12 protein-coding genes are annotated in these 11,955 nt (G+C 69.2%); 9 read left to right on the plus strand and 3 right to left on the minus strand.

The window, feature by feature from the left end; genetic code table 11:
- The 5 genes from AC6EI8_RS18855 to AC6EI8_RS18875 form a co-directional block, all read left to right on the plus strand.
- Positions 1 to 655, plus strand: a 655-nt coding sequence (locus tag AC6EI8_RS18855; RefSeq protein WP_498382592.1) for an amidase family protein, incomplete at its 5' end; no start/stop codon positions are given.
- A complete protein-coding gene (locus AC6EI8_RS18860; protein ID WP_498382593.1) occupies positions 652 to 1,158 on the plus strand; it encodes a hypothetical protein in 507 nt (168 codons plus the stop codon). The genes AC6EI8_RS18855 and AC6EI8_RS18860, both read left to right, overlap by 4 nt.
- A 187-nt stretch (positions 1,159 to 1,345) precedes the next feature.
- Positions 1,346 to 2,803, plus strand: a complete 1,458-nt coding sequence (gene gatB, locus AC6EI8_RS18865; protein WP_149317337.1) for an Asp-tRNA(Asn)/Glu-tRNA(Gln) amidotransferase subunit GatB — start codon at positions 1,346 to 1,348, stop codon at positions 2,801 to 2,803.
- 255 nt (positions 2,804 to 3,058) lie between these two features.
- Positions 3,059 to 3,829: a DUF484 family protein gene (locus AC6EI8_RS18870; RefSeq protein WP_498382594.1), complete on the plus strand. Its 771-nt coding sequence runs from the start codon at positions 3,059 to 3,061 to the stop codon at positions 3,827 to 3,829.
- 23 nt (positions 3,830 to 3,852) lie between these two features.
- Positions 3,853 to 4,944 carry a tyrosine recombinase XerC gene (locus AC6EI8_RS18875; protein WP_226107944.1) on the plus strand — a complete coding sequence of 364 codons (1,092 nt, stop codon included), beginning with the start codon at positions 3,853 to 3,855 and terminating at the stop codon, positions 4,942 to 4,944.
- Positions 4,945 to 5,008: 64 nt separating this feature from the next.
- Here AC6EI8_RS18875 and AC6EI8_RS18880 read toward each other — a convergent pair whose 3' ends face one another.
- A complete protein-coding gene (locus AC6EI8_RS18880) occupies positions 5,009 to 5,962 on the minus strand; it encodes a transcriptional regulator GcvA (protein WP_149317335.1) in 954 nt (317 codons plus the stop codon).
- Positions 5,963 to 6,181: 219 nt separating this feature from the next.
- Here AC6EI8_RS18880 and AC6EI8_RS18885 point away from each other — a divergent pair, with 219 nt between their 5' ends.
- The 4 genes from AC6EI8_RS18885 (at position 6,182) to AC6EI8_RS18900 (ending at position 9,306) form a co-directional block, all read left to right on the plus strand.
- Entirely contained in the window at positions 6,182 to 6,544 is a 363-nt protein-coding gene (locus tag AC6EI8_RS18885; protein WP_149317334.1) for a DUF2917 domain-containing protein, read from the plus strand.
- A gap of 200 nt (positions 6,545 to 6,744) precedes the next feature.
- Positions 6,745 to 7,527: a lipoyl(octanoyl) transferase LipB gene (gene lipB, locus AC6EI8_RS18890; RefSeq protein WP_498382595.1), complete on the plus strand. Its 783-nt coding sequence runs from the start codon at positions 6,745 to 6,747 to the stop codon at positions 7,525 to 7,527.
- 56 nt (positions 7,528 to 7,583) lie between these two features.
- A complete protein-coding gene (lipA, locus tag AC6EI8_RS18895; protein ID WP_006577815.1) occupies positions 7,584 to 8,582 on the plus strand; it encodes a lipoyl synthase in 999 nt (332 codons plus the stop codon).
- A 37-nt stretch (positions 8,583 to 8,619) separates the two neighbouring features.
- Entirely contained in the window at positions 8,620 to 9,306 is a 687-nt protein-coding gene (locus AC6EI8_RS18900; protein ID WP_498382596.1) for a MarR family winged helix-turn-helix transcriptional regulator, read from the plus strand.
- A gap of 113 nt (positions 9,307 to 9,419) precedes the next feature.
- On the opposite strand, the gene AC6EI8_RS18905 is transcribed toward AC6EI8_RS18900, so the two are convergent.
- A complete protein-coding gene (locus tag AC6EI8_RS18905; protein WP_498382597.1) occupies positions 9,420 to 11,066 on the minus strand; it encodes an alkaline phosphatase family protein in 1,647 nt (548 codons plus the stop codon).
- A 36-nt stretch (positions 11,067 to 11,102) separates the two neighbouring features.
- On the minus strand, positions 11,103 to 11,955 hold an 853-nt coding region (locus AC6EI8_RS18910), incomplete at its 5' end, for a tripartite tricarboxylate transporter substrate-binding protein (protein WP_498382598.1).

Consider the following 11,955-nt stretch of genomic DNA (forward strand, 5'->3'; position numbering starts at 1 on the left):
CGGACTGTCAGCCGATGTCGAGGCCGCGGTGCGAGCGGCGCTGCGCGAATACGAGAAGCTCGGCGCGACGCTGGTCGAGGTGTCGCTGCCGAAGACCGAACTGTCGATCCCGGTCTACTACGTGATCGCGCCGGCCGAGGCGTCGTCGAACCTGTCGCGCTTCGATGGCGCGCGCTACGGCCACCGCGCCGCCGAGTACCGCGACCTGCTCGACATGTACAAGAAGACCCGCGCCGAGGGCTTCGGCTGGGAGGTCAAGCGCCGCATCCTGGTCGGCACCTATGTGCTGTCGCACGGCTACTACGACGCCTACTACCTGCAGGCGCAGAAGATCCGCCGCATCATCGCGGACGACTTCCAGCGCGCCTTCGGCGAATGCGACGTGATCATGGGACCGGTCGCGCCGACGGTGGCGTGGAAGCTCGGCGAGAAGAGCGCCGATCCGGTGCAGATGTACCTGGCCGACATCTTCACGCTGTCGACCAGCCTGGCCGGCCTGCCCGGCATGAGCGTGCCCTGCGGCTTCGGCGAGGGCGGCATGCCGGTCGGCCTGCAGATGATCGGCAACTACTTCGGCGAGGCGCAGCTGCTGCAGACCGCGCACGCCTTCCAGCAGGCTACCGACTGGCATCTGCGCCAGCCTTCGCAGGCATGACCATGAACGCGCTGCTTTCGACCCGCCCGTCCCGCCGTCCGTCCGCCGGTCTTTCGGCCGGCCGCCTGGGCTTGACCGCCGTGCTGCTGGCCGCGCTGGCCGGCTGCATTCCGCTGCCGCGCATCGGCGGTCCGACGCCGATCGCCGATCGCGATATCGACCTGGCCGGCGACTGCCGCCGCACCGAGGAGGACGGGTTCCGCGAGGACGCGCAGCTGCGCGTGTCGGACAACAACGTGCAGCAGCTGTCGTGGAACCTGTGGGTCGGCAAGCGCGGCTCGTGCAGCTTCGACCTGGCCGAGTTCCGCCAGACCCGCCGCAAGCCGCATATCGAACTGGCCGCGCGCGACGGCAGCGCGTGCAAGCTGCTGGTCTGGCAGGACCCGCGCCGCGTCACGCTGGCGCATGCCAATTGCCAGAGCCGCTGCACGCCGGGCATCTACGAAGAGGCGTGGCCGGTCATGTTCGAACCGGGCACCGGCACCTGCGCGCGCACGCAATAACGCGCGGCAGAACCCGCAGCGACGGAACGCACAGCGACGGAACGCACAGCGACGAAACGCACAGCGACACAACGCAGAACGCACAGCGACACAACGCAGAACGCGGAACGCACAACGCAGAACGCGAAAGCAAACGGCGGCGCGGCCCATGCCGGCGCCGCCGCAAGGAACCAACAGGAATACCGCCATGCAATGGGAAGTGGTGATCGGCCTCGAAACGCATACGCAGCTATCGACGGCCTCGAAGATTTTTTCCGGCGCCTCCACCGCGTTCGGCGCGGCGCCCAATACCCAGGCCTGCCCGGTCGATCTGGCGCTGCCCGGCACGCTGCCGGTGCTGAACAAGGCCGCGGTCGAACGTGCGATCCAGTTCGGCCTGGCGATCGGCGCCCATGTCGCGCCGCATAGCGTGTTCGCGCGCAAGAATTACTTCTACCCGGACCTGCCCAAGGGCTACCAGATCAGCCAGTACGAGATCCCGGTGGTGCAGGGCGGCAGCCTGACCTTCCAGGTGGAGGGCCGCAAGGGCGAGTTCTACGAGAAGACCGTGCAGCTGACCCGCGCCCACCTCGAGGAGGACGCGGGCAAGTCGCTGCACGAGGACTTCGCCGGCATGACCGGCATCGACCTGAACCGCGCCGGCACGCCGCTGCTCGAGATCGTCACCGAGCCCGACATGCGCAGCGCCGCCGAGGCGGTCGCCTATGCGCGCGCGCTGCATTCGCTGGTGGTGTGGCTGGGCATCTGCGACGGCAACATGCAGGAAGGCAGCTTCCGCTGCGACGCCAACGTGTCGGTGCGGCCGGTCGGCAGCGACAAGCTCGGCACGCGCCGCGAGATCAAGAACCTGAACTCGTTCCGTTTCCTGCAACAGGCCATCGAATACGAGGTGCGCTGGCAGATCGCCGAGATCGAGGACGGCCGCGAGATCCAGCAGGCCACCGTGCTGTTCGATCCGGACACCGGCGAGACGCGCGCGATGCGGACCAAGGAAGACGCGCACGACTACCGTTACTTCCCCGATCCGGACCTGCTGCCGCTCGAGATCGAGCCGGCCTGGGTCGAGCGCGTGCGCGCCGCGATGCCGGAGCTGCCGGCCGCGATGCAGGCGCGCTTCGTCTCGCAATATGGCCTGCCCGCCTACGATGCCAGCGTGCTGACCTCGTCGAAGGCGCTGGCAAACTGGTTCGAGCAGGTCGTCGCCGAAGCCGGCGCGGCCAACGCCAAGCCCGCGGCCAACTGGCTGATGGGCGATGTCGCCTCGCAGCTGAACCGCGAGGGCATCGAGATCGACGGCGCGCCGATCCGCCCCGCGCAGCTGGCGCTGCTGCTCAAGCGCATCGCCGACGGCACGGTATCGAACAACACCGCCAAGAAGGACGTGTTCCCGGCGATGTGGGCCGGCGAGTGCGACGGCGACGCGGACGCGATCATCGCGGCCAAGGGCCTGAAGCAGATGTCGGACACCGGCGCGCTCGAGGCCATCATCGACGAGGTGCTGGCCGCCAACGCCAAGTCGGTCGAGGAGTTCCGCGCCGGCAAGGAGAAGGCGTTCAACGCGCTGGTCGGCCAGGCGATGAAGGCGACCAAGGGCAAGGCCAATCCGGCCCAGGTCAACGAACTGCTGCGCAAGAAGCTCGGCTGACAGGCGCGATGCAGGCAGATGACGAACCCGCGCTCAGGCGCGGGTTTTTTCATGGCGCGGCGGGTTTGGCGCCATGCTGGTCGATCGATCGCCCGGCCCCTCTCCCCGGCCCTCTCCCGCAGGCGGGAGAGGGAGAACACCGACAGCGTTTTTCTCCTCTCTCCCGCCTGCGGGAGAGAGCCTGGGGAGAGGGCTGCCCGCTCCTCACCAACTGCGTTTGCTACACTCCAGCGCAAATCGTTCGATGACCCGCCAATGAATCCGCAAGACGTCGCCGCCTATCTGCAAAGTCATCCCCAGTTCTTCGAGGACCACGCCGAGCTGCTGGCCTCCGTGCAGCTGACGAGCCCGCACAGCCATCGCGCGGTGTCGCTGCAGCAGCGCCAGATGGAAATCCTGCGCGAGAAGAACAAGGGCCTCGAACTGAAGCTGGCCAATCTGATGCGCCACGGCCACGACAACGACCGCACGCAGAACCGCATGCACGCGTGGCAGCTGCGGCTGCTCGGCGAAGCCGATGCGCTGGCGCTGCCGATGGCGGTCAGCCAGGGCCTGCAGCAGGTGTTCGATGTGCCGGCCGTCGCGCTGCGGCTGTGGCAGCTGGCCGAAACGCACGCCCCGCTTGATCTGCTGCGCGGCGACGCGGCCGCCGCGACCGAAGCCGCGCGCCGCTTTGCCGAGGGTCTGCAGACGCCGTATTGCGGCGGCAATCCGTGGGCCATCGAACCGGCCGTCGCCGAAGAGGGCGCCCCGCCTGCACCCGCACCCGCGTCTGCGGCCGCGGCCGATACGCTTGGCGAAGGCGGCAGGCAGGCGGTCGACTGGCTCGAGCGCGACGACATCGCATCGCTCGCGATGGTCGGGCTGCGCGCCCCCGCCGGCGAGGACGCCGAAACCGGTCCGACCTTCGGCCTGCTGGTGCTTGGCTCGCCCGACCCGCGCCGCTTCCACGAAGGCATGGGCACCGCCTATCTGAGCCGCATCGGCGAACTGGCCGGCGCGGCGCTGGCGCGGCTGCGCGCCTGAGGCGAGGACCCGGGCGGCAACAGATGGCCCGCTCCCCCGAACCCGCCGCCGCGGCGGACGCGCCCCCTCCCGCTCTCGATCCGCTGCTGCGCACCTACCTCGACTGGCTGGCCAGCAGCCGCAAGCTGGCCGAGCACACGCTGGTCGGCTACCGGCGCGACCTGTCGGTATTGCAGGCGCAGGCCGCCAAATTCGCCCCCGGTACCGCGCTGACCGCGCTGCGTACCGACCAGATCCGCAGCTTCGCCGCGCGTCTGCGCGGCAGTGGCCTTGCTTCCACCAGCATTGCGCGGGCGCTGTCGGCCTGGCGCGGCTTCTATCTGTGGGCCGCGCGGCACGGCCACGGCGTCGAGGCCAATCCGGTAGACGGCGTGCGCGCCCCCAAGGCCGGACGGCCGCTGCCCAAGGCGCTGTCGGTCGAGCATGCGGTGGCGCTGGTCGGCCAGCCGGCCGGCGAGGGCGCCGAAGGGCTGCGCGACCAGGCCGTGTTCGAGCTCGGCTATTCGAGCGGCCTGCGCGTGTCCGAGCTGGTGCAGCTCGATCTGCGCTACGTGGAAGAGGACGGCTATCGCTCGTCTGGTTGGGTCGACCTGGCCGCGGGCGAGGTCACGGTGCTCGGCAAGGGTTCGCGCCGCCGCAGCGTGCCGGTCGGCAGCAAGGCCGTGCAGGCACTGCGGGCCTGGCTGGCGGTGCGCGACGAGTGGGTACGGGCGACGGCCGAAGCTGGCCATCGGCACGCGCTGTTCCTGTCGCGGCGCGGCGAGCGCCTGTCGGACCGCACCGTGCGCACCCGCATCAAGCAGCAGGCCATCCGCGCGGGCGTGCCGGCCGACGTGCATCCGCACATGCTGCGGCACTCGTTCGCCAGCCACGTGCTGCAGTCGTCGGGCGACCTGCGCGCGGTGCAGGAGATGCTGGGCCACGCCAGCGTGGCCACCACGCAGATCTACACGGCGCTCGACTTCCAGCACCTGGCAAAGGTCTACGACCAGGCCCATCCGCGCGCACGGCTGGCCGAGCGTGACACGGCGGCGACGCCCTCGACGCCCTCGACGCCCTCGAAGGCATCCACGCCCTCGAAGTCATCGATGCCGGGCGACGACGAACCGGCCTGAGGCTCCTGGCTTCCGCTCAAGCCCAAGCCCAAGCCCAAGCCCAAGCCCAAGCCCAAGCCCAACCCTAGGCCCACTGCGACAGCACCTGCCGGAACGCCGCGATCTCCGGCAGCAGCCAGGTCCGGAACGCCTGCACCTTCGGCGTATCGAGCATCGCCGGCGTGCAGACGAAGTACAGCAGCCACGGACACGGGATGCTGACGTCGAACAGCCGCACCACCCGTCCCGACAGCAGATCGTTATAGGCCAGCGACGAGCGGATCAGCGCGATACCCTGGCCCTCGGCCGCGGCCTGCAGCAGCAGCGACGAATCCTCGAACATCAGCCCCTTGCGCGGCTCGGGCCAGTCCAGTCCGGCCGCCTCGAACCAGGGCCGCCACGGATCGCCTTCTCCGCGCAGCAGCGTCAGCCCCTGCATGTCCTCGGGACGCGCCGGCAGCTTGCCGCCCAGGAAGTTCGGGCTGCAGACCGGGAAGAACACATCGTCGAGCAGCCGTTCGACATAGAGCCCCGGATAGTCGCCGCTGCCCATGCGCAGCGCCACGTCGACCTCGTCGCGGGTGAAGTCGACCAGCGTGTTCGACGACATCAGCTCGACGTCCAGCTCGGGATGCCGCTCGATGAAGCTGCCGATGCGCGGCGTCAGCCAGCGCGCCGCGAACGACGGCATGGTGCTGATGGTCAGCCGCTTGTCGCGCGTGCCGGACTGCAGCGCCCGCGTCGCCTCGGCAATCTGCAACAGCGCGTCGCGCACGCGCTCGGCGTAGACGCGTCCGGCCGGCGTCAGGCTGACCCGCTTGCCGTTGCGGGCGAACAGCGGCTGGCCCAGTTCCTCTTCCAGTGCCCGTACCTGATGGCTGACCGCCCCATGGGTGACGAACAGCTCGGTGGCGGCGCGCGAGAAGCTTTCGTGCCGGGCGGCGGCCTCGAAGGCGCGCAGCGCGGTCAGCGCCGGCAGCCGTGGCAGTTCCCGATGCCAGGCGCGCGGCAGTTCGGCGGGGTTGCGCTTGAGGGTCATTGCAGCGTTGATCAGGGGTTCGTTATGTGAGATTGGCTAACAAGGGAAATCAATATATATCGTTTTGGGGGTGGCCGGGCAATCACTAGAATGCAGTGCATCGGGACCGCAACCGCGAGCGCGCCAGGCCAACCCAGGCCAGACACGGTAAAGCGCGACGCCAGCCACGCGAGATTCGCGTGCCGTACGGTACCGTCACCTTAGTGAAGGAAGTCCAAAATGGAAACCCTGCTCACAACGACCGTCTTCAGCCTGAACCCGGGCGAGGTCGCGCCGCTGTCGGTGCATACCGCGCAACGGCTTTATGTGGAAGATGCCGCCGGCCTGAACCTGTGGGTCACCCGCGACGGCGATTCGGAAGATTACTGGCTGCGCTGCGGCGCCAGCCTGCAGCTGAACCGCGGCGACGAAGTGGTGCTCAGCGTCGATCCGCGCGCCGAGCGCCCGGTACGGCTGGCGCTGATCGCCGAGGCGCGCCGCCCCGCGGCCACCAACCTGCCGCATCTGGTGAATCGCATCGTGAGGCGCCTGGTTCGAGGCACGCAATGGTCGCCTAGCCAGGACGTCGTCGCCGCCTCCTGAACGGAACGGGGAGGCGAAAGCGAAAGCGTCAGGCCGGCGCCATCTGCGGCTGGTCTACAGCCGGCCGCCGGCGCGTCCGATCCCGGACGAAGGTGGGCCCGGCCGCGGACAACCCTGACACAACCCTGACGGCGCCAGGGTGACAGCCGCCAGCGAACCAAGGGCCGGTGCGAACCGGCCCTTTTCGCTACACTCTCGGCATGCAAGCAATCGAAGTCATCGAACGGGGCCGGGAGGACTACGCGCCCTGTTTCGACGCGATGCGCGCCTACACCGCCGCGCGCACCGCCGAATCTCCCGACCAGATCTGGCTCGTCGAGCATCCGCCGGTCTACACGCTGGGCCAGGCGGGCGACCCCTCGCATCTGCTGTCGCCCGATCCGGCGATCCCTTTGGTGCGGATCGATCGTGGCGGCCAAATCACTTATCACGGACCGGGCCAGGTCGTCGCCTACCTGTTGCTGGACTTGCGCCGCCGCCGCCTGATGGTGCGCGAGCTGGTCCATGCGATCGAGCAGGCGGTGCTGGACACGCTCGCGGCGTATAATCTGCCCGCCGAACGCAAGCCTGGCGCGCCCGGCATCTATCTGTCCGACGGTCCGCACCGCGGCGCCAAGATCGCCGCGCTGGGCCTGAAGATCCGCAACGGCTGCAGCTATCACGGCGTCAGCCTGAACGTGCGGATGGATCTGGACCCGTTCCTGCGTATCAACCCGTGCGGTTATGCCGGCCTCGAGACGGTCGACATGGCCCGCGCCGGCGCGACGGTGCCGGCGGCCGATGCCGACGGCGGCGTGCGCCGGGAAGCGGTCGACGCCCGGCACCAGCCCGAGATCGCGCGTCGCCTGGCGGCGGCATTGTGCGAGGTACTGGCGGCGGCGCAACTGCGCGCGGCGGGCGGCGAGCCGGTAGTGAACGACGAAGCGAACGAACCGGCGAACCAGCGAGAGAACGAGCCAGCCGCCACGGCCCCGGCCAACTGACACCCCTGACCACGGCCTAGCCGACCTATGCGCGCGGGGAGCGCGCGGAGAACACCATGAGCGACGCCCTGATCGCCACCTCGAATCCCCAAGGCGATGCCGCCCAAGGCGCGGCCTACGACCCGACCCGCAAGCAGAAGTCGGCCGACAAGACCGCCCGCATTCCGATCAAGATCGTCCCCGCCGAGAAGCTGAAGAAGCCGGACTGGATCCGCGTGAAGGCGGCCACCGGCAATTCGCGTTTCTACGAGATCAAGGACATCCTGCGCGCCAACAACCTGGTGACGGTGTGCGAGGAAGCGAGCTGCCCGAACATCGGCGAATGCTTCGGCAAGGGCACCGCGACGTTCATGATCATGGGCGACAAGTGCACGCGCCGCTGCCCGTTCTGCGACGTCGGCCACGGCCGCCCGGATCCGCTCGACGTCAACGAGCCGCTGAACCTGGCCAAGACCATCGCCCAGCTGAAGCTGAACTACGTGGTGATCACCAGCGTCGATCGCGACGACCTGCGCGACGGCGGCGCCCAGCACTATGTGGATTGCATCAGCAAGACCCGCGAGCTGTCGCCGATCACCCGCATCGAGGTGCTGGTGCCGGACTTCCGCGGCCGCCTGGACAAGGCGCTGGACATCCTGCAGGCTTGCCCGCCCGACGTCATGAACCACAACCTCGAAACGGTGCCGCGCCTCTACAAGCAGGCGCGTCCGGGCGCCGACTACGCGCACTCGCTGAAGCTGCTGCAGGAGTTCAAGCGCCGCAATCCGGACGTGCCGACCAAGTCCGGCCTGATGGTGGGCCTGGGCGAGACCGACGAGGAAATCCTGGAGGTCATGCGCGACATGCGCGCGCACGACATCGACATGCTGACCATCGGCCAGTACCTGGCGCCGTCGAATCACCATCTGCCGGTGCTGCGCTACGTCCATCCCGACACCTTCAAGATGTTCGAGGAAGAGGCCTACAAGATGGGCTTCACCCACGCCGCGGTCGGTGCGATGGTGCGCAGCTCCTACCATGCCGACCAGCAGGCGCACCAGGCCGGCTTCGCCTGATCCCGCCCGGCGCCCTTCCGCGGCGCCGGCATCCGCCTTGCCCGACAACGATTGCGCGGCCGCCCCTCCGGCGGCCGCAGTTTCCGCGGCCGCCCCTGCTCTTGATGCGGGCACCAGCCGCCTGCGCACGCCGCGCGATATCACCGATCTGCTCAATTTCCGTCTCGCGGCGCTGGTTGGCGCCAGCGGCGCGGCCGTGATCCGCCTGTGCGAGGGCCAGTACGGTGTGTCGCGCCGCGAATGGGCGCTGCTTGGGCTGCTGGCCGTGCGCGGCGCGCAGGCGCCGTCGGAGATCGCGGACCAATGCCATCTGGACCGGACCCGCGTGTCGCGCGCGATCACTCGGCTGACCGCCAAGGGTTTGATCCGGCGGCAGACGCTGGACGGGGACCGCCGGCGCGCCAGCGTCGCGCTGACGCCAGCGGGGCAGGCGCTCTATCGGCAATTGTTCGACGAGGTGGCGGCGATCAACCGGCAGCTGGTCGAGACGCTATCGGATGGCGAACTGGCGGTGCTCGACACGCTGCTGACCGCGCTGACCGAGCAGGCGGTACGCGTCAAGCGGCAGGTCGCCACCACGGTCAGCACCAACCGCTGGCGGGGCGGCGGTGCGCGGCGCCAGTGGTCGGCGCCCGAGGATGCGTCTGACGATGCGTTGGACGATGCATCGGAGAACGGACCGCAAACGCAGGCCATCTCCGGCCAGGACCGCGCCAACCGCTAGCGCGGCGCCGATCGTCAGCCCAGCGCCGATCGTCAGCCCAGCGCCGAGCGTCAGCGCAGCCCCAACGTCAGCGCCCGCTGGCGCAGTGCCGACCGCCAGCGCGGCGCTGACCGTTATCGCAGCGCCTCCCGGGCGCCGCGCCATTTCTCGTGCAGCAGCTCATCCGGAAGCTCGCTCTCGTCCCAGAACCCGAGCAGGATCCCCTTGCGGACCGATGCGCCCCGCATCGCGGCGATGCGCTCGTCGCTGATCGCGGTGCGCTGCGACTGCCGCAGTCCCCATTGCGCGAGCGCAAGATACATCCGCTCGCATTGCGCCTGGTGGGCCGGATCGGCGCCGAGGTCGTGCAGCTCGTGCGGGTCCTCGGCGAGATCGAACAGCATCGGCCGGAAGCCCGGCGCGTGGATGTACTTCCAGCGCGCGTCGACCACCATGAACAGCCGCGCATCGAGCGGCGCGACGCCCAGCGATATCGCGGCACCGGTGGCCGAGTAGTCGTATTCGCTGATCGCATGGCGGCGCCAGCTGGCCGGCGCCTGCCCATGCAGCCAGGGCTGCAGCGGGCGTCCTTCCAGCCGGTGCGGCTGGGGCGTGCCGCCGCAGGCTTCGACGAAGGTCGGCACCAGGTCGATTGCCTCGACCAGCGCATCGCATACCGAGCCGCGCGTCGCGTCCGCCGCCGGCGAGGGATCGACGACGATCAGCGGCAGCCGCACCGACGGCTCGTGGAACAGGTCCTTCTCGCCCATCCAGTGGTCGCCCAGGTAGTCGCCATGATCGGAGGTGAACACGATCATGGTGTCGTCGAGCCGGCCCTGGCTCTCGAGGAAGCGCATCAGCACGCCGATCTGGTCGTCGATCTGCGTGATCAGGCCCATATAGGCGGGAATCACCGCCTCTCGCACCTCGTCGCGCGAGAACGCCCGGCTGACGCGCGAATTGAGGAAGGCCTGGTAGATCGGATGCGGCTGCGCGCGCTCGGCCTCGCTGCGCACGGGCGGCGGCACGTCGGCGGGGCCGTACATCGCGTGATAGGGCGCCGGCGCGATGCAGGGCCAATGCGGCTTGATATAGGACAGATGCAGGCACCACGGTGCCTCGCCCGCCTGCTCGATGAATTCCATCGCCCGCCGCGTCATGTACGGCGTTTCGGAATGCTCTTCCGCCACGCGCGCGGGCCGGGTCGAATTGCGCAGCAGCCAGCCCGACAGCAGATTGCCGTTCTCGTCCTCGCCGGCGTTGGCCCAGTCGTCCCAGCCGTCGTCGCCCGCATAGCCAAGCTCGCGCAGGTAGTCGTTGTAGCGCACCGGCTTCGGATCGTAGCGGCCGGCCGGGCCGCTGCCGTGCAGGCCGTCGTCGCGCTCGTACGGATCGAAGCCGCACTCGGCCACGCGCGTGCCAATCAGCGAATTGGGGTCGATGCCCAGCCGCGCCATGCCCTCGGTGTCGGCCGCCATATGGGTCTTGCCGACCAGCACCGTCTGCCGCCCGAGCGGTCGCAGATAGTCGCCCAGCGTCATCTCGCCGACCTTCAGCGGGAAGTTGTTCCAGGCGGCGCCGTGCGAATCGACATAGCGGCCGGTGTAGAAGCTCATCCGCGACGAGCCGCAGATCGTCGATTGCGCATAGGCGCGCGAGAAGCGCACCCCGCGCGCGGCCAGCGCGTCGATATTCGGCGTGCGGATGGTCGGATGCCCGGTGCACGACAGGTAGTCCCACCGCAGCTGGTCGCACATGATGAAAAGGATATTGCGGGCCATCGCCGTCGCTCCTTGCTGATCCAGTCCGGCCGGACGTTATTGCTGGAAGCCGCTGCGCTTGACCACCGGCTGCCACTGGGCGTTGTAGGCCTTGAGCATGTCCGCGGTCTGCTGTTGCGTGCTGGCCACCGGCTGCATGTTGGCGGCGACGAAGCGCTGCTGCACCGCCGGGTCCGACATCACGCTGTGGATCGCCGCGGACAGCGCCTTGACCTTCTGGGGCGGCATCGACTTCGGCGCGAAGAACGCGTTCCAGCCGTCGGCGGCCAGGTCGATGCCGGCCTCCTTCAGCGTGGGGATGTCCTTGGCGAACGACGAGCGTGTCTTGCCGGAGACCGCCAGGATCTTCAGCTTGCCGCTCTGGTGCAGCGACAGCACCGCGTCGAGCGTGTCGACGCCGACCGGCACCTGGCCGCCCAGCATGTCGGTGGCCAGCGGCGCCGAGCCCTTGTAGCCGACCACATCGCCCTTGACGCCGGCGCGCTCGGCCAGCATCAGCGCGAAGAAGTGGGGCAGGCTGCCGGTGGCCGGCACGCCGAAGAAGGCCTTGCCGGGATTGGCCTTGAGCCAGGCCACCAGATGCGACATCTCGCGGACCGGCACCTGCGGGCCGGTGATCACGGCGAAGTCGTAGGACGAGACCTGCGACACCGGCACGAAATCGGTGTCCGGATCGTAGCTGGTGTCCTTGAACACCAGCGGCGCGACCGTCATCACGGCGGGATTGCCGAGCATCAGCACGTTGTCGGCGGGGCCGGCGTGCCTGACCTGCTGCGCGGCCAGCCGGCCGCCGGCGCCAGCCTTGTTCTCGACCACCACGGTGACGCCGTACTTGGCCTGCAGCGCCTGGCCGACAATGCGCGCGGCGCGGTCCGAGGCGCCGCCCGGC

Source organism: Cupriavidus sp. R6-3, from assembly GCF_059772245.1.